Annotated in this window: 16 protein-coding genes and 2 pseudogenes; 8 read left to right on the forward strand and 10 right to left on the reverse strand. The window is 36.9% G+C overall.

All coding sequences use genetic code 11. From position 1 onward, the window contains the following. Window positions 1–145 precede the first annotated feature (145 nt). Both BN3107_RS18210 and nrdD read right to left on the reverse strand, forming a co-directional pair. Window positions 146–826, reverse strand: a complete 681-nt coding sequence (locus tag BN3107_RS18210; RefSeq protein ID WP_231735414.1) for a 4Fe-4S cluster-binding domain-containing protein — start codon at window positions 824–826, stop codon at window positions 146–148. Further along, complete coding sequence (nrdD, locus tag BN3107_RS18215; protein ID WP_058309040.1) at window positions 826–2769, reverse strand: anaerobic ribonucleoside-triphosphate reductase; 1944 nt, start codon at window positions 2767–2769, stop codon at window positions 826–828. The genes BN3107_RS18210 and nrdD overlap by 1 nt, the downstream gene beginning before the upstream one ends. Before the next feature lie 210 nt (window positions 2770–2979). On the opposite strand from nrdD, the gene BN3107_RS18220 reads away from it, so the two are divergent. From BN3107_RS18220 to BN3107_RS18230, 3 genes are all read left to right on the forward strand, one after another. Next, window positions 2980–3513 carry a hypothetical protein gene (locus tag BN3107_RS18220; RefSeq protein WP_058309041.1) on the forward strand — a complete coding sequence of 178 codons (534 nt, stop codon included), beginning with the start codon at window positions 2980–2982 and terminating at the stop codon, window positions 3511–3513. Window positions 3514–3617: 104 nt separating this feature from the next. Next, window positions 3618–4172: a lysozyme inhibitor LprI family protein gene (locus BN3107_RS18225; RefSeq protein WP_058309042.1), complete on the forward strand. Its 555-nt coding sequence runs from the start codon at window positions 3618–3620 to the stop codon at window positions 4170–4172. 238 nt (window positions 4173–4410) lie between these two features. Next, the gene (locus tag BN3107_RS18230; protein WP_058309043.1) at window positions 4411–5733 is read left to right on the forward strand and encodes a TolB family protein; all 1323 of its coding nucleotides are present in this window, start codon (window positions 4411–4413) and stop codon (window positions 5731–5733) included. On the opposite strand, the gene BN3107_RS18235 is transcribed toward BN3107_RS18230, so the two are convergent. After that, complete coding sequence (locus tag BN3107_RS18235; RefSeq protein WP_058309044.1) at window positions 5727–6779, reverse strand: iron-containing alcohol dehydrogenase family protein; 1053 nt, start codon at window positions 6777–6779, stop codon at window positions 5727–5729. The genes BN3107_RS18230 and BN3107_RS18235 overlap by 7 nt on opposite strands. A gap of 24 nt (window positions 6780–6803) precedes the next feature. Continuing rightward, window positions 6804–7355: a DUF488 domain-containing protein gene (locus BN3107_RS18240; protein WP_058309045.1), complete on the reverse strand. Its 552-nt coding sequence runs from the start codon at window positions 7353–7355 to the stop codon at window positions 6804–6806. Window positions 7356–7486: 131 nt separating this feature from the next. On the opposite strand from BN3107_RS18240, the gene BN3107_RS18245 reads away from it, so the two are divergent. Next, entirely contained in the window at window positions 7487–7837 is a 351-nt protein-coding gene (locus BN3107_RS18245) for a DUF2200 domain-containing protein (protein ID WP_058309046.1), read from the forward strand. A gap of 20 nt (window positions 7838–7857) precedes the next feature. Here BN3107_RS18245 and BN3107_RS18250 read toward each other — a convergent pair whose 3' ends face one another. Both BN3107_RS18250 and BN3107_RS18255 read right to left on the reverse strand, forming a co-directional pair. Continuing rightward, complete coding sequence (locus BN3107_RS18250) at window positions 7858–8691, reverse strand: SPL family radical SAM protein (RefSeq protein WP_058309047.1); 834 nt, start codon at window positions 8689–8691, stop codon at window positions 7858–7860. A gap of 119 nt (window positions 8692–8810) precedes the next feature. Next, entirely contained in the window at window positions 8811–9359 is a 549-nt protein-coding gene (locus tag BN3107_RS18255) for a DUF3231 family protein (protein ID WP_058309048.1), read from the reverse strand. Window positions 9360–9469: 110 nt separating this feature from the next. Here BN3107_RS18255 and BN3107_RS18260 point away from each other — a divergent pair, with 110 nt between their 5' ends. The 4 genes and pseudogenes from BN3107_RS18260 to BN3107_RS18275 form a co-directional block, all read left to right on the forward strand. Beyond that, window positions 9470–9976, forward strand: a complete 507-nt coding sequence (locus BN3107_RS18260; RefSeq protein WP_058309049.1) for a CBO0543 family protein — start codon at window positions 9470–9472, stop codon at window positions 9974–9976. Between the two features lie 23 nt (window positions 9977–9999). After that, complete coding sequence (locus BN3107_RS18265) at window positions 10000–10446, forward strand: CBO0543 family protein (RefSeq protein WP_058309050.1); 447 nt, start codon at window positions 10000–10002, stop codon at window positions 10444–10446. A 172-nt stretch (window positions 10447–10618) separates the two neighbouring features. Further along, window positions 10619–12085, forward strand: a pseudogene (locus BN3107_RS18270) (IS1182 family transposase); the annotation flags it as partial. A gap of 83 nt (window positions 12086–12168) precedes the next feature. Then, window positions 12169–13419, forward strand: a pseudogene (locus BN3107_RS18275) (transposase); the annotation flags it as partial. A 471-nt stretch (window positions 13420–13890) separates the two neighbouring features. Here BN3107_RS18275 and BN3107_RS18280 read toward each other — a convergent pair. From BN3107_RS18280 to BN3107_RS18295, 4 genes are all read right to left on the reverse strand, one after another. Continuing rightward, window positions 13891–14436 carry a GNAT family N-acetyltransferase gene (locus BN3107_RS18280; protein ID WP_058309052.1) on the reverse strand — a complete coding sequence of 182 codons (546 nt, stop codon included), beginning with the start codon at window positions 14434–14436 and terminating at the stop codon, window positions 13891–13893. 22 nt (window positions 14437–14458) lie between these two features. After that, the gene (locus tag BN3107_RS18285) at window positions 14459–14911 is read right to left on the reverse strand and encodes a MarR family winged helix-turn-helix transcriptional regulator (RefSeq protein WP_058309053.1); all 453 of its coding nucleotides are present in this window, start codon (window positions 14909–14911) and stop codon (window positions 14459–14461) included. Between the two features lie 123 nt (window positions 14912–15034). Beyond that, complete coding sequence (locus BN3107_RS18290; protein WP_262359973.1) at window positions 15035–16285, reverse strand: MFS transporter; 1251 nt, start codon at window positions 16283–16285, stop codon at window positions 15035–15037. Further along, window positions 16269–17525: an NAD(P)-binding domain-containing protein gene (locus BN3107_RS18295; protein WP_058309055.1), complete on the reverse strand. Its 1257-nt coding sequence runs from the start codon at window positions 17523–17525 to the stop codon at window positions 16269–16271. The genes BN3107_RS18290 and BN3107_RS18295 overlap by 17 nt, the downstream gene beginning before the upstream one ends. Window positions 17526–17626: the final 101 nt, after the last annotated feature.

Below are 17626 nucleotides of genomic sequence, written 5' to 3' on the forward strand. Positions count from 1 at the left end.
AAGCAATTATTTGGAGAGTAGAATGCTCTTAACTCTCCCTAACTGTTTCATGTTTCATTATATAGAAAACCTGAAATTGCATATTACGTAAAATGGGTATTCAACCCTCAAAGGGCCCCTACCTTGATTGGTTGAATTCCATATCCTAGTTGTTAGGAATCACAAATTCATTTAAAAAATAGGGTACTATGCTTTGATGATAAACTTTTCTCTTTTCAATAAAATGCTCGATCTCTTGAAAAAACGCTTCATCTAATAATGGGTATTTCACCGTGCGCACTTGGTCAAAAAGAGTATTATGTTCAATCACTGCGTCAACACTCGCAATCAATTCTTCGACGAGTTTTTTATTAGGAGTGATCCCCATAATATCTTGATAAATTTTTGCATCTTCTTTCACATCCAATATATGATACGGTAATTTCATATCAATATGGATTCCATCGACGAGATTTTCGTCATATAACGCTCGTACTTTGCGAAAATAGATACCACTTGTTGTTACAATAATCTTGCCAGCGAAAATTTCTTTTGCGTTTTGTAAAAGTTCACGAATTTCATTAAAGGGGTTTATTAAAAATTCGCCTCCACTGAACATCACAGCATCAAACAAATAACCGCTTTTGATCAAATAGTCGTATAAATCCTCTGTCGTTTTATAGTCTTTTGGCGTATTCGCAATGATTTCGTCATAGTTGAGACAACCGTAGCAATGAAGCGGACAGCCTGACAATGAATGAACAAGTAATGTTGTATGATTGGGAAGGTCACTAAAGGTGCGAATAAAGTTGTTGTATAACTTCATAGTAATCTGTTTACCGCTCATTAACGGTGAACAACCTCCTGTAACACATCTTCTTTTAAACGTTTGCGTATTGTCCAATCATGTCTTCTCGCTTTTGACCAGAAGTTATACTTCCCTTGATAATACCCCTGTTCATCGACATGTATATTGTTTCTTGCAATCATCTTCAAGTAACCAATCACCCTGCTGAACGTCGCAATATCTTGTGACTTACAAACAGGACACATATGAATATTCTTTGCATCTTCTGCAATAATCTTTTGTCCACAGCTCATACAGGATGTAATTGTTGGTGTCAATGTAATATAATTGATCGGTTTCTCAAAAATCTTATCCAAATACGAAGCTAAAGTTTCTGGTTTTACTTTTGCCTCTAGAAAATGGTGTAAGACACTACCTGACGTAGCATATCCTTGAAATTCTGCACTGTTTTCTAATTGGTCAAGAAAGTCTTCTTCTGAAAAAGGCGTCATACAGCCGCTAGTCAAGTATGGATTCTCGCCTTCACCCTGGACGAAAATTTCCCGATTATTTTCTTTTGCCCATTTTAGATCATGACGCGCAAGCTTGATCGCAGCATTCTCAGCTGGAGCATACTCAATTCCACAAGCGACCTTATCTCTAACAATGAAATCATTGACGATCTCGGTCATATATTGCATTAATTGGTGTGCAAGCATTTTACCTTCTTTATCTTTTATTCCGTTTTTATAGCCTGAATTAATCAGACCTTCATTCATTCCCGTCACAGCGAACACATTGAAATAGTTTTTCAGGTCTTTATTAAAAGCAAAGAAAGTCGGATACAATTCCTTGTTCTGTTCCAGCCATTTTCGTTTCTCCATATGTGCTTCTTGCATTACTTCCATATATTCGCGGATCTTCTCTTTGGCTAGATCGAGATCATCTCCAAATTCTAAAAGGACTCGATTCATGTTTAGATTAAGAACCTGTACAGCACCAGTCGATCCTGTTGACGATCCGAACACGCCACCACCTGCTTTAGATAAAGTTCCTAAGTTGATCTGCAACCTGCAACAGAGACTTCTGCTCACTTCAGAGTCTTTTGCCTGAATGAGTGGATTCAAAGCTTTATAATACGGATCTTCAAATGGCTTGGTTTTAAAGTTTTCGAAATAGACACCACCCCAATGATACATTTTATCTAGTAGTTCGATAAATAATGGATTTTGGTAATTAAAATCATCATCAATTTGTACCGTTAGTAGCGGGAAGGTAAAGGGAATCCCATCATTTCCTGTTCCCTTTTTCATCACATCAATAATCGCCTGGTTAATGCGATCAAAGCAGATGGCAGGTATGTCTTTATATTGAATATTTCGCCCCTCTCCTCCAATTACGATATATTGATCTTTTATTTCCTCTGATGGTTTTCCAAACTCTAAGGTAATATTAGAAAAACTACTTTGCGCTCCAGACCTAAGTGGCATGTTTAATTCCCAAATAAGACTTTGGAAGAGTTCCTGAAGTTCTTCATCTGTGTATGTAATTCCTCTTTTTTCCTCATCAAATAAATAAGAAGCTGTAATGGTAGATAGCTGTGCTAACATCACAGCACCTGAGACTTGCTGTGATATTAAGGTAACGACATTACTAAAGTGGCGGATCAACGTCGACATTCGCTTCGTTGGTTTCGATGAGATCATATTTTTAGCCAACGATGGGATACCTTTTGTCGCTATATCGATACAGCTAATCGATACACAATAGGGGGCAAGCTGCTTGTCGTGGACATAAACAATACCCTGCTCATACAATTCTTTTATTTTTGGTGGAAGAATGTGATTCATCAGAAATTGTTCTTCAGCATGATTGGTGAGGTTATGCCTCAAAAGTGGCAAGGAATAAACATAATTGCTGTTTTCATGCTTGAGATAATCGGTTTGTTTATTGTCTTGTTGTGACAGAAATTGGTTAATGATTTCTGTTGTGTTTTTAAACATATACAAATCTCTCCTTTTTATAAAGCGTGTATTTACTCAATATAGGATAACACTATATATTGTGTTTTTAAGTGATTTATATCACTATATATTGATTTAGTGATTGGTAGCATCCGTGAAGAGTTTCGTTTTCTTTAGAAAATAGCGAACCTTTTTATGTTGTGTATCGTCTTATATGGTAAGGAAAAATTTTTTAAGAGGTGAATGACATTGAACAAATTGCAACGATCTGGTCCAATGTCCATGTTGATTGAGACAGTAAGGTTTGCTTTATTATTTTTTATTGTTCCACTGCTATTATTAATCCCAACATATTTCGTATTGTCAATGGTCAGCATCAACGCCGAAAACTATCTGTGGACTGCCATGATTATTGGATTGATTATTATTTTTGTATTATATAGGAGGAAAAGATGGGGGCAGGGTGTGATCCAATTAACCAGTTTTCTGTTTGCTATTGGTCTTGTGATGGTCACGTCCTTATTTATTCCAGATCCATCTCCTTCACAAATTCACACAGAAAAATATGCCTATAATTACGGATTTCCTTTTGAATATGTAACCATATATACGGAAGACGGAGAGGAATTATTGATATTGAATCTTCTGTCACAAGAAATAACAGGTGCAAGTGTATCACCTGGTCTGTTTGTTAATTTCATTATTTTCTATATTGCTATATTTTTGATCAATAAGTATGTCATTAAGGAATCATGGCTTTTGATGAAGCCTCTTCGTTTTTGATTACATCACTTTTTCCACTTATACTAAAAGGAAAATTATGTTAGATTTTATATTGTCACCTTTTCAAGATACAGTACATCTAGACTTACGGAGGAATCACTTTTATGAAAAAATACAGAACCTTTTTGATAACCTTATTTCTTATACTATTCGTTATTCTATTAACAGCTTGTGAGAATTCAGCTGCTCAATCGAATCGCGACTCAAATGAACATACATACACTGATCTCTCGAAGGAAGATAAAATGATGATGGAGTTGAATAATGCGAGCAATACCTCTGCTGAAAACAAAGCTACTACTAATTTACAAAAAGAATACCTCAACCAATTAAACAAAGCAAAAGCAGAAACGGAAGCAATGCAACCAATAGATAACTCTACATATGCTTTGAAAAAAGTAGCAAGTGACCAGTTTGATAAGTGGGATGGATTGTTAAATGAGATTTATGGTGATTTAGAAAACCTTCTATCGGATGCAGAAATGGCCAAATTGAGAGAAAAGCAGCGTGAATGGATAATAGTCAGAGATGAAACTGCTAAACAAGCCTCTTTAAAATATGAAGGCGGGACAATGGAACAATTAGAATATGTAACAATGCTTGCAGAGCTAACTAAAGAAAGGTGTTATGAGTTAGTTCAAGAATATATAGCAGAATAATTTAAGGAGCTCTATTCTTATGGACAAAAAGTGAGATATCCCTATATTTTGTCCGTTAGATTCATTCTTATGGACAAAATCTCACAAAACTAAAAATTCTGTCCGTAAGATTGATTCTTATAGACAAAAAAAACTAAATCCATTAAAAGTGTCCGTAAGATCCATTCTTACGGACAAAATTTATAATTATCTCACGTTTTGTCCGTAAGAAATAAGTTTTGAAAAGGAATGATAGACTTTGAAGCGGAAATCTACTTTTTTGATAGCGATTGGACTGGCATTTTTATTATTAGGAGGTGCCATTTCCTATGCGATGTTATCCGATAATGATCAATACCAATATTTCACTGGGCTTGGTTCAGAGATTAGTATAGCTCCAGATGATTCAGAAATAGCTTTTTCCTATTTTACCGAAGGCGAAGAATCGATTTATACGGTAAATCCGAATGGGGATAATGTTAAAGAATTAACGAACAATATGAATATGCGAGATCGAAATCCATCTTATTCACCAGATGGATCAAAACTTGTTTATATGAGTGAAAATAAAGAAAACATTCAATCGCTTCGAGTCATCAATCATGATGGCAGCGAAGAAACAACACTTACGAATAATGATTTGCATGTTACGGACGCCATTTTTTCACAGGATGGAAAAAACACTTATTTCATTGCGATGGAATCTGCAGAATTTAAAAAAGGTGAACAATCTAGAGAAGGATTTGACTTGTTTATCACTGATTTAGATGGGACCACTATAAAGCAATTAACAGATGCTGATCATTTTTCGATGAATCATTTGTTTCTTTCATCAGATGGACAAGAGATTTTCTTTAGTGAATTTGATGGAGAGGAAGAACGGATTTATTCTTACTCTCTTAATGAAGAAACAACACATGAGAAACCGAATCTAATTCCTGAAAAGTTATTAGCAAACCAATCTTTTTATAACCCTCATTTGTCTTCAGATGGCAATCTGTTGGCTTTTACGGAAGTTGCGAATGAAGAAGAGAGCACAACATTTGAATACGAATTATTTTTGCTAGATATAAAGGAACAATCTATTGAAAAATTAACAGACTTGCAAAAATCGATTTCTTCACCTACTTTTTTTCATAATCAGCATACAATTGCTTTCTTAGCAAACACAAACTGGGCAAAAGATCCCGCAGAATATGAGTTGATGACGATTGATTTATCTACTCAAAACCTTGAAACAATTGCATTAGACACTACCGATCCAACAGGTAAAAAATGGGTAATGCAATGGATCGATATGTCCATCAACGGATTCACGATTGCTGCTCTATATATTGTTTTGCTGGGATTATTAAGTGTATTTTTCCTGTATTATTATCCTAAAAAAACGTATTTAGCCTCGATTATTAGCTTTGCGATTGCCGTGTTAACATTTATCGCAAGTATTATTGTAGCCATAACAATTGATGCTTGGTATGGCATTGGTTTAGGGATGTTGGCAGCAGTAATATTGGGATGCTCTATTGTTGTCGTTGTGTTCGTCATTGTTTTTAAACGGGTTGTTAAACGAAACATTCACTGAAGGAGCTCTTGCAGTATCGGATCACTGTCGATAAATTCCAATGCTTGTTGGCGATATTTTTGCTCATGCAAATAGGTATAACGATTTGGCTTAATTTGAGGTGCATACTCTACAGCTTGTTGGAATTCTCGTTTCTGTAAACCTGCTTTTTTCACATAATCAAAAAAGCCTGTACGTGTAAAGACTTTGTGCATTCTTTCTGCACGGTGGTTTTGAACATTGGACATAATGTATGTAGCTATTCCTACTTGAATACCATGCATAGCAGGTACCTCTGCTATTTTATCTAACGCATGTGAAATTAAATGCTCAGATCCGCTTATAGGAGAACTATTTCCACTAATGACGGTAGCAATTCCGCCCATCGTTAAGGAGCTCACTAGCTCTTTTATAAAAATAGGCTGTTGGATATCTTCCATCGGGGTACGGATAAAACTATTGACTGCTTTTTTACTTAACATGGCAGCAAAGTGATTGACTGTGACAGATTGGTTCTTTTCTTCAAAACTCCAATCATATAAAGCTGTAATATTTGACATTAAATCGCCAATACCTGCTAAAATAAACTTTGCTGGTGCTTGTTGAATGATATCTAAATCCACGATAATACCGTAGGGAACCTTTGCTGGCACGGTTGTTTTTTTATTATTGACGATTAATGAACAATTACTGCTAGCAAACCCGTCATTGGAAGCAGAAGTTGGAAAGCTGATAAATGGGACACGTCGGGAATAAGCGATATACTTTCCATAATCTATTAACGAACCACCTCCAATTGCAACAATTACATCATATTGTTCCATATCAAATGCCTGTGCAATTAAAGCTTGAATATCTAGATCAGATGGCATTTTAATCATTTCCAGTTTAAGTTGTGAGGTGGATGTTTTAACGGTAGGTTGATAATGTTCATAAGTAAAATCGTCAAATAAAACAGCAACACGCTGAAAGCCATGTTTTTGCAGTATTTTCTCTATTTGAAAAATAGCACCTTTATTTATCTCTAAAATAGCAGGAATCGGGATATTCGTGATCGGCTCTGACATGTTCAACTCTCCTCGTATATGATATTAATATAAATCTGGATAAACAACCGTTCCATCCTCTTCTATGACAGGCATGGCTCCCCACTGTCCTAATTGGTGTTCCACGTATTCAGGATTCGCTTCTGCATCAGGAATGATATGAATAACAGGATAACTATTTGCTTTCAGGTAATTACTTATGATTAATCGATGACATCTTGAAGGATGGCGCTCTGAGCACATTATCACAACACGATAACTTTTTATTAGTGACTTCAGCCCTTCTATTGCCCGTTGAAAGTCCTTTGTTAATGTGTAATCTGCATAATTATGAAAAGATTGATTATTCCACCCTGCGTTTAACACTTTACCAACTTCACCTGACCTACTTCTTCGGCCACCAAGATTCGGAATGTGTGAATACTTAATAGACGCCTTCGCCAACCACTCTTTTATCTGATCTTTATTGAAATGAGGATTTCTATTACTTCCCGGCATTGAACGAACATCCACTACACAATCAATCTCTTTAGAATGTAGTAATGATAGAAACTTTTCTTTTGAATGATTGTAATGCCCTATTGTATATACGCTCATTTTCATCCTCCTTCATCACTTTCTCTCTTTACCTATACCCAATCAGCTTTAAAGGTAACAGTTGATTCAATTTAATGCCAGGCAGGTTCTCGTGTATAATAGGAATATATCTCTTTAAAGGAGGCTCTATCATGCCCAAACATAAGATTTATACAATGAGTGTAGCAAAAGTCTATCCTCATTATGTCACAAAAGCAGAGAAAAAGGGACGAACAAAAGCGGAAGTTGATGAAATTATCCGTTGGTTAACTGGATATAGTCAGGAAGCGTTCGAAACTCAGCTCGAAAATGAGACAGACTTTGAGACGTTCTTTGCGGAAGCTCCCCAGTTGAATCCTGCACGGCAATTGATCAAAGGGGTAGTCTGTGGCGTCCGAGTCGAGGATATCGAAGAACCTACCATGCAAGAGATCCGCTATTTGGATAAGCTTATCGATGAATTGGCAAAAGGTAAAGCGATGGAGAAGATTTTGCGGAAGTAAGGCTTTCCCCCTTACAGATTTTATCGGGGAAATGCCTCTTCTTTAGAGACTCTTATCATTTCGTCAGAGAAATACTTCTTAAAATACTTTTCAACCTTAATATGCAAATCTTTCTGGTACCATTTTTCTAAGTTATTTTCTTGAAATAACTTAGGCATACCTAATCGTGCTGACCGCTTTCCCATCGATCCGTCTCCTATGCTTAAAGTATCAATCCAAATATGGTCAGCCTTTCCTTTTAATACGTTTGGAAAGTCTGGTGTGAATGGTAAAACTGGAGAAATCGACGCTTGCGTTTCCAAGCCGGCATCATGAAGTTCCTGCATCACATTTAAACGTATTTTAATTCCTGGTGCATAGGGAGCAAATATCCTTTTTATATCTTCTCTGTCTGTTTCAATTGTCATCGATATAAGGAGTTTGCATTTCTCTTTCAACTTAATTAGTAGGTCCAGATCCCTTTTGATCAACGGACCTCTTGTTTGAATTTGGAGAAAATCTGGCGGATAATCAATTATCGCCTCTAGTAATCCGCGCGTAATCTCCGCCTTTCGTTCAATCGGCTGATATGGATCTGTGGCCGACGACATAAAAATATTTACCGGCTTCGATTTTTTCCGCAACTTCTGAATTTCATTTATATAATTATCTGCAGCGTTTGTTTTAATATCGACCCATTCTCCCCAAGGAAGATCCTTGAATCGTTGGATCGGCATTTCTCTCACATAGCAGTACAGACATGAAAAACCGCAGCCACTATAGGGATTTAGCGAATGAGTAAACCCGACATCTAAATATCCTTTTGCCTCTGTTAATATTTTCTTAGCATTTGTTTCTTTTACTTGTGTGTTCATTTGACACCTCTTTTCCTTAAAGCTTTCCTTAAATAGTATAACATAAAATAAGAACATACATTCTATTGATTTTCAAAAAGAAAAACCGACTCTTCTTTTCGAGTCAGTTTTAACAAAGCCTACTGGTTAGGATGCCCATTAGGAACATAATAGGGAGGGACTTTAATCCAACCTCTTTTTCGCATAATTGGCATATAGTAGGCACTAAACTTTACTCGGGTTTTTAAAAAGTCATACCACATTGCACCAATATCCGTTCGTAAAGATTGACTTAGGCCAACTCCACATATTGAAATCGCCGTTGTTAATTTCATCACCACCCCATTCGCAATTTCATCATCCGTCAATTTAACACCTAACGGAATATCCTTAGGATCTGAATTCGTTTTTGGTTCAGTTGTTGGCGGTAAACTAATGCCTTCCTCCCTAAATAACTCTTTAATTTTTTTGGCTTGCTTGTCACAATCATCCCAACTATGTTTTATCGCTTCTCGTAATTCGTCATCAGATGTTGTATTTAAACCAATTTCGGCAAAACGATTTGCCTCCTCCAGTAACGTTAAATACGTCCACAAATTCATTACTTCCCCTACATGTAATGGGTTTTTAGGTACATCATCCGTAACGGTCTTCAGGATATTTGTAAGTGATTCACCAATGTTTGTCATGCATCCAACTCCTTTTTAGGCTTATGGTTTGCTTATATTATGAATTTAAACCGATTATTTTTATTTAATTTGAGAAAGATAGTACTACTTGAATCCGGTGGAGTGATTAAATGTACATTCTCATTAATTTTCTTTATATAATAGCTGGTTATTTATGGGGAGATTGGAAAAACTGGAAAAAGTACTATCCAACTATCTTATTCTTCATCATTGGCGATTTTCTATATAATTTCATACTTTATAATGACTCCATGTGGGTTTTTCATGATGCAATATTACCTAATCATACCTTTATTACCATCTTATCTATGTTTGTTTCTTATTCCGCAACCGTTTTGATTTATCTTGGAAGATTTCCTCAAGGGTGGAAAAAACGTTTTCTATGGTTCTTATTGTGGTCTGGGATTTATATCATCATTGAATTCATAAATAATATATTAGGATTTATCACCTATCATAATGGATGGAATTTTGTGTGGTCTTGCTTATTTACAGGGGTTATTTTTGTCATTTTACCGATACACCACAAACGCCCTCTCCTAGCTTGGTCACTCTCAATTGTAGTTATACTCTCTCTATTCGTTATTTTTGATATAAAAATAACGAATATGAAGTAATCGAATATAAGGTGGGATAATGAATGATTTTAATATTTGGTTGTTTAATTTTATTTAACATAATTGCGTTTTTTATGCCTAAGCGATTAACAAAAATTGAGATCTATGCTACGGCACTTTTTGCCACTTGCTTCGGATTTGTTGTTGATATACTTTTGGATTTCAAATCCAACATGTATGGCTTTTTGACAGAAGGAGTTTCTTATTTAGGAGTTATGGCACAACTTCTGATTTACCCTTCTATTAACATTTTATTCTTAAATTACTTTCCATTCACTAAAAATACAACAGCAAAAACACTTTACATCGTTGCGTGGTCTGTATTTTCTGTTGTTTTTGAATGGATCTCATTACAGACCAGCTTCTTCTATTACACCACATGGAAACTTTGGTATTCCGCCGTATTATATCCCATCCTATTCCTCATCCTATTAGCTAATTTAAGGATAGTACGGAGGATCAAGGAATGAAACATGGGGACGGTTCGGGACCAGTGAAAAAGTCACCGAATTCCCCTGTATTTTAAAAAAGTCATTAAATAATAGATTTTTGTGACATTTTAATAAGATATGTCACTATAAAAACCCCCTAAATGGTATAATTAGTACGTCCAAATACCAAACCATTAGGGGGTTTTTCTTCATGCTTCGAAATCATTCAAAGCAATCTAGTTTTCACTCTGTATTATACGATAAAATTCCAGAAAATCATATACTAAAAGTCATTTCTTCTGTCATTGATTTTAGCTTTATTAATATATTGCTAGAAGACACCTATTGTAAAGATTTTGGGCGTCCAGCAAAAGAACCGGAAATGATGTGTAAGCTACTTTTTCTTCAACACTTATACAATTTATCGGACGAAAAAGTACAAGTAGAAGCTCGTTTAAATTTAGCTTTCATGTACTTTATAGGCATTAATCCTGAAGATGAATTACCCGACAAGAGTCTTCTTTCCAAATTTAGAACACATCGTCTTGGAGAGGATACACTTGATGGTATCCTCACAGAAATGGTACGTCAATGTGTGGAAAACGGCATATTACAAGGGAGTAGTGTGAGCATAGATGCCACGCACATTATGGCAAATACAATTAAGAAAACGCCTGAGCGTTTAATGAAGCATTTAGCACGAATGATTGTTCATGCATATGAAACAGAAACAGGAAAACAAATTGATGGTTTACCTGAAATACCAAATTATGAAGAATTATCCGATCACCGAGAAGCAAAAGCACGTATGAAATCTTACTTGGAAGAAGTGATCGATCATGTGGAAAAGCAAATGACAGACGATCATGAGCTTACCAGCTCCTGGATTCAGAAGGCGAAGGACATTCTTTATGACCCTAAATTTATAAATCAAAAAGGGGTTCGCTCCATTGTGGATGAAGATGCAAGGGTAGGTCGCAAAAGTAAAACAGAATCGTTTTATGGATTTAAAGCAGAATTTATGATGACTACTGTGGAACGCATTATTACGGCCGTTCGTACGGGACACGGTGCTTATTTGGATGGTAGCTTCATGAACGAGATATTGGAATTAACACTTAAAAGCGGAATGACTATCGAAGAAGTATATGGAGACAAAGCTTACTTTAGAAAACCAATATTAGAAGCAATTGAAGCCATAGAGGCACAACCTTTTATTCCAGTTAGTTCTACCGTATATCGTATAGATGAATCTAATTTTACTTATAACAAAGATTCGGATGAATGGTCCTGTAGCCAAGGTAATACCACGGTCAAAAAGAAATATTTCACATCAAAAAACAAGGACGGGGAAAGGCAAGGATATAAGTATTATTTTGATATCGAGCAGTGTAAAGCATGTCCGTTACATGATTTGTGCGCTAAAAAAGCAGCACGTAGAATTCTAACAGTTGGTTTAAATACGGCAGAGTTCTACGACATATCTCAATATCAAAAGAGAGAAGAATTTAAAGAAAAATATAAAAAAAGAGCTTCTATTGAAGGGAAAAATGCGGAGCTTAAACGATTCCATGGCCTATCTCGAGCAAGGGGATATGGTCTATTCAGCGTGTCTCAACAATCAAAGTTAGCAGCAATAGCAACAAACATTAAGCGGATAGCAGCAATAGCATCCGCCTAATAGCCTCAAATACCCCTAAAAAATTACCGAAAATTCATACAAAAACAATTTTTGGCTTTGTTTAGAATCCCTTCTTTACTATCTCCAATAAAAAACATTACTTTTTCACTGATCCCGNNCATATACTAAAAGTCATTTCTTCTGTCATTGATTTTAGCTTTATTAATATATTGCTAGAAGACACCTATTGTAAAGATTTTGGGCGTCCAGCAAAAGAACCGGAAATGATGTGTAAGCTACTTTTTCTTCAACACTTATACAATTTATCGGACGAAAAAGTACAAGTAGAAGCTCGTTTAAATTTAGCTTTCATGTACTTTATAGGCATTAATCCTGAAGATGAATTACCCGACAAGAGTCTTCTTTCCAAATTTAGAACACATCGTCTTGGAGAGGATACACTTGATGGTATCCTCACAGAAATGGTACGTCAATGTGTGGAAAACGGCATATTACAAGGGAGTAGTGTGAGCATAGATGCCACGCACATTATGGCAAATACAATTAAGAAAACCGATCATGAGCTTACCAGCTCCTGGATTCAGAAGGCGAAGGACATTCTTTATGACCCTAAATTTATAAATCAAAAAGGGGTTCGCTCCATTGTGGATGAAGATGCAAGGGTAGGTCGCAAAAGTAAAACAGAATCGTTTTATGGATTTAAAGCAGAATTTATGATGACTACTGTGGAACGCATTATTACGGCCGTTCGTACGGGACACGGTGCTTATTTGGATGGTAGCTTCATGAACGAGATATTGGAATTAACACTTAAAAGCGGAATGACTATCGAAGAAGTATATGGAGACAAAGCTTACTTTAGAAAACCAATATTAGAAGCAATTGAAGCCATAGAGGCACAACCTTTTATTCCAGTTAGTTCTACCGTATATCGTATAGATGAATCTAATTTTACTTATAACAAAGATTCGGATGAATGGTCCTGTAGCCAAGGTAATACCACGGTCAAAAAGAAATATTTCACATCAAAAAACAAGGACGGGGAAAGGCAAGGATATAAGTATTATTTTGATATCGAGCAGTGTAAAGCATGTCCGTTACATGATTTGTGCGCTAAAAAAGCAGCACGTAGAATTCTAACAGTTGGTTTAAATACGGCAGAGTTCTACGACATATCTCAATATCAAAAGAGAGAAGAATTTAAAGAAAAATATAAAAAAAGAGCTTCTATTGAAGGGAAAAATGCGGAGCTTAAACGATTCCATGGCCTATCTCGAGCAAGGGGATATGGTCTATTCAGCGTGTCTCAACAATCAAAGTTAGCAGCAATAGCAACAAACATTAAGCGGATAGCAGCAATAGCATCCGCCTAATAGCCTCAAATACCCCTAAAAAATTACCGAAAATTCATACAAAAACAATTTTTGGCTTTGTTTAGAATCCCTTCTTTACTATCTCCAATAAAAAACATTACTTTTTCACTGATCCCGGACGGTTCTGCTGTTTCATTTAGTACTGCGACCGGTCCTATGTTTCTTCTTGTTTTTGCTAATCCTCAAATCGCACAATCAACCAGGATCACATCATGAATGATGCCGTGCAGCTGCTGAACAAACTCTTGATGTGCAGGGTGCGGTCCATGGAATAACCATTGGCACGATCAATTTCTTCTGTTACATTATGTCCTGTTGTTAGTTCGATATTGCCAAGAATTGCATCTTTTAAAGATTTCAACTGATTGATAAGTATTTGTTGTTTTTCTTGTGATAATTTCGGGTTAAACTTAAAAACAACTAGGTGCTCTTACATCTAAAGGATAGTTTAACATTGGGTGCTTCTATTTATTCAAGGCTGAATGAAACAGGAGAACCGTCCCCATGTTTCACCATAATGAGGTCTGTTTGTTCTTCGTCTCCTAAATAAAATGGGTGTTTTCCAGTTTGGATAAATCCCATTTTCTTGTAAAAGGCTATGGCGTTTTCATTTTTTTCCCATACACCTAGCCAGATTTTCTTTTTATTATGCTGTATTGCAATTTCTGTAGCTTTATTTAGTAGCAATTTACCTATTCCGTTTTTTTGGAATTTTTTCTTGATATAAATTCGTTCAATTTCAAGTGCGTCTTTACCCATATCTTCCGACTGAGCACCATCGGTATTGACCTTTAAATAGCCTGCGATCTCATTATCAAAATAAACAAAAAAGAATTGAGAACAAATCGTGGACAGTTCTTTTTCTACCTGTTTTAAGTTGAACGCACTATTTAAATAAGCCTCCATGTTTTCAGGAGAATTCTGATGCTTAAATGTTTCACTAAAAACATCACAGCTAATTTTCTGAAGTGGGATAGAATCTTCAAGAGTGCACTTTCTTATTTTCATCGTCATTTCTACCAGTCGCTCCTTACCATCAATAATTTCTCTTGTTCCCTTTTTTTACATATTCCCAGTCTTTTTCTATATTTTTTCTTACTCTTTGAAGGAGATTTGATACGGTTTCTATTTCTTTTTCGGATAATCCTTCTAATGCAACAGTATTGGAATAATCATTTTCTCTCTTTATAAAAGGATAGATCTGTTTTCCTTTTTCTGTAGGAAAGAGCTTCTTTATTTTTCTGTTATGCTGATCCTCTTTCTTTTCAATAAAACCTTTAATTTCAAGCTTTTTTATCGATCGAGCTGCTGTTGTTCGGTCTACTTTTATCATTTCCGCTACCTTTTCCTGTATGATGCCTGGATTTTCGCAAATTCGCACCAGGTACAAATATTGCCCCTTCGCAAGCTCATATTCTTTAAATTCTATATTACTGATTGAATCTAATGCCCTCGCAATCATTCCAATCTCGCGCAGTATTTCACTCATATCGTCCTCCTCTTTTTTGTTGCAAATACAACAAAAATGTTTATGTTTACTTTACATTATATTTATTCCATTTGCAACAAAAAAAGGATCACAATAAAAACTGATCCTTTATAACGCTCCGATTTATTTGTTCTTTATCGTATACCAATATTCCCAGCTGGCAAGTACTGCTGTAAACATGAGAATCACCGCTCCGCCAATAACGACAGAATATTCCCCAGCCATTTCGATTAATAGAAAGCCCAAAGCAGGTCCTAATGCTGCTCCAAGATCTGACGCTGTTAAATAATGAGAGATGATGGCATTTTTTTTAAAATGTACGGTGTAATCTGTAACGAAAGCGTCCAACAACGTCGATACGAAAGTAGCTGTGACTAACAGAATAATGACAGCAAATAACCACACTAGGGTTGGAATGGAAGAGATAGGGAGTAATAAAAACAAACGAGACGCCACTACCAGTGTTGGTATTAGAAGGATCAACTTAGACCCTATTTTATCTGCCTTTCGTCCAATCCAGGGTGCTATCACCGGTTCTAATCCCCACCTGAAACCTTGTAATATCCCTGTCCAAGCAGCTGCGCCCAAACCACCTAAGAAGACAGTTGTTAAATCTTCCTGAAAAACAATCCAGTAGCCTAATGTTGAGGTTAACACCCCTTGATAGATCATGGATAATAGCAAACCCATTGTCAGTAAAAAGAAGAATGTGCGATTTCTTATCGTCTGCTCGACAACAATCGGTTGGTGGCTTTCTGTTTTTTCAAAAACGAGGTCCTGTTCGTTGCGCATGTCTCTTATTAAAAATGGTACTAAACCGGTTGCCAGGCTCGCAAAAACAAAAAATAGTGTTTCGGGGCTAAACAAGCCTGCCCCAATTCCACCAAGCAGCATGCCTGCCAAACTGCCGGTTCTTGATATACCATTATAGAGTCCTGTCAACTGACCTGAGGCTAATTGCTGATCGGATGCTCCAACAGCACTCACCACAGATAGCTGTCCTCCTTGCTTGAGGAAGGACCAAGCAATTCCCCATATGATTCTTGAGACTAATAGCCAGTGGAAAGTCTCCAACAAACCATAGGAGAGTGTGGTAAAGATGGATAAGATCAATCCAATAAACAAGCCTTGTCGGATCGTAAAATTCTGATAAAACATTTTGACAAAAGGATGAATGGGAATACGGACGAATCGGTTTACCGCAAGCAAAACCCCAACCTCCCAAAGCGAATTCAATCCGAATTGCTCAGGGAAGATCGGAAGGACGACATAAAGCATGGAATCCCCCAATAAACTCACCGCTGAAACAAAAGCAATCAACTTAATGTGGGTCTTTGATACGATATGATCCTCCCTTTTAGCGCTCAGGGACACCGCACACCCCTGTTTCCGGCAGATGTAACTCTACCTTACGGGAAGCTTCCCAATCACCTGCAAAAGCCGCTGCAATACTTCTAACCTGTTCGTATCCGGTTGCCATTAAAAAGGTAGGTGCGCGCCCATAACTCTTAGACCCCACAATATAAAAATTCTTCTCAGGCTGTCTCAGTTCCGCTTCACCGTGTGCTCTAACGGTCCCACAACTGTGGACATTCGGATCAATTAATTCAGCTAGAGCAGGTACACTTTCCAAGGCCTGATCCGCCTGATAGCGAAGTTCGCGAAGATAGGAGAAATCAGGTCTAGCCCCGGTATTAACAATGATTTCATCTACATCTTCAATCAGTGCCCTTTGATGACCTGTCAACCCTTTTATCTGAAGTTTGTCACCTTTTGATTTAATCCCATCGATACGAAAAGGGGAATGAACGTGAACACGACCTGCTTTGACCAGTAATCGCGCCTTTGTCCCCAAAGCACCCCTGGCTGGAAGTGCATCATCTTCCCCTCCACCGTACGCTTCCTTCGCTGTTTTTTTACGCAATACCCATAAAATTTTCGTTTCTGGCACTTCCTCTTTTAAACGATCCAACTCCAGCAAAGAATTAATAGCGGAATGACCACTTCCTACAACAGCTACGACTTTACCGGCGTATCGTGAGCGATGCTGCCCCGTTGCCTCGGGAATTCCATAATAGATATGTGCTTGATTATTTTTTTCTCCGATCGCGACATTTCCACTTGCACCTGCAGGATTCGGTGATTCCCACGTGCCCGTTGCATCTATAACACCTGAAGCAAATACCTGATGAATCTCCCCTTCTTTTTGATAAATCACTTCGAATGGAAATGTTTCTCTTCCTCTTGTTTTGATCTTATCAATGCCATAACGTTGGATCGCAATCACGCGACCTTCAGTGATGATATGGTGATTGATTTCTGGCAATTGCGCAAGTGGTTGTAAATAATCCCTAACCATATCCCCTCCTGTAGGTAGTTCTTCCTTTGGCGGTGACGTCCAGCCATGTGAGATAAGCAGTTCTTCAGCGGTGCGATCAATCGTATATTCCCAAGGTGAAAAAAGTCGTACATGCTTCCATTGCAGAAGACTAGATCCAACCTGTTCCCCTTTTTCAATTAAAATAAAGCTTTTATTTCTTTTAACTAAGTGTGCCGCAGCCGCCATGCCGACTGGACCTCCACCAATAATGACAATTGGAAATGAACGTGACATATATTTTCCTCCTAGCGCTTTTTTGAGTGTTCGTATGAGAGGACGATGGTATAATAAAAAGGACGCAATCTGTGATTAAATTGCGTCCTTTTCTAAATGGA

Source organism: Gracilibacillus massiliensis (assembly GCF_001458115.1).
Taxonomy (GTDB): Bacteria; Bacillota; Bacilli; order Bacillales; family Amphibacillaceae; genus Gracilibacillus; species Gracilibacillus massiliensis.

Coding starts and splice junctions, on each gene's coding strand:
- BN3107_RS18245 (WP_058309046.1), top strand. CDS start 7,487: ATGCCCAAACATAAGATTTATACAATGAGTGTAGCAAAAGTCTATCCT.
- BN3107_RS18240 (WP_058309045.1), bottom strand. CDS start 7,355: ATGAGCGTATATACAATAGGGCATTACAATCATTCAAAAGAAAAGTTT.
- BN3107_RS18235 (WP_058309044.1), bottom strand. CDS start 6,779: ATGTCAGAGCCGATCACGAATATCCCGATTCCTGCTATTTTAGAGATA.
- nrdD (WP_058309040.1), bottom strand. CDS start 2,769: ATGTTTAAAAACACAACAGAAATCATTAACCAATTTCTGTCACAACAA.
- BN3107_RS18285 (WP_058309053.1), bottom strand. CDS start 14,911: ATGAGTGAAATACTGCGCGAGATTGGAATGATTGCGAGGGCATTAGAT.
- BN3107_RS18255 (WP_058309048.1), bottom strand. CDS start 9,359: ATGACAAACATTGGTGAATCACTTACAAATATCCTGAAGACCGTTACG.
- BN3107_RS18260 (WP_058309049.1), top strand. CDS start 9,470: ATGTACATTCTCATTAATTTTCTTTATATAATAGCTGGTTATTTATGG.
- BN3107_RS18295 (WP_058309055.1), bottom strand. CDS start 17,525: ATGTCACGTTCATTTCCAATTGTCATTATTGGTGGAGGTCCAGTCGGC.
- BN3107_RS18250 (WP_058309047.1), bottom strand. CDS start 8,691: ATGAACACACAAGTAAAAGAAACAAATGCTAAGAAAATATTAACAGAG.
- BN3107_RS18225 (WP_058309042.1), top strand. CDS start 3,618: ATGAAAAAATACAGAACCTTTTTGATAACCTTATTTCTTATACTATTC.
- BN3107_RS18280 (WP_058309052.1), bottom strand. CDS start 14,436: ATGACGATGAAAATAAGAAAGTGCACTCTTGAAGATTCTATCCCACTT.
- BN3107_RS18210 (WP_231735414.1), bottom strand. CDS start 826: ATGAGCGGTAAACAGATTACTATGAAGTTATACAACAACTTTATTCGC.
- BN3107_RS18265 (WP_058309050.1), top strand. CDS start 10,000: ATGATTTTAATATTTGGTTGTTTAATTTTATTTAACATAATTGCGTTT.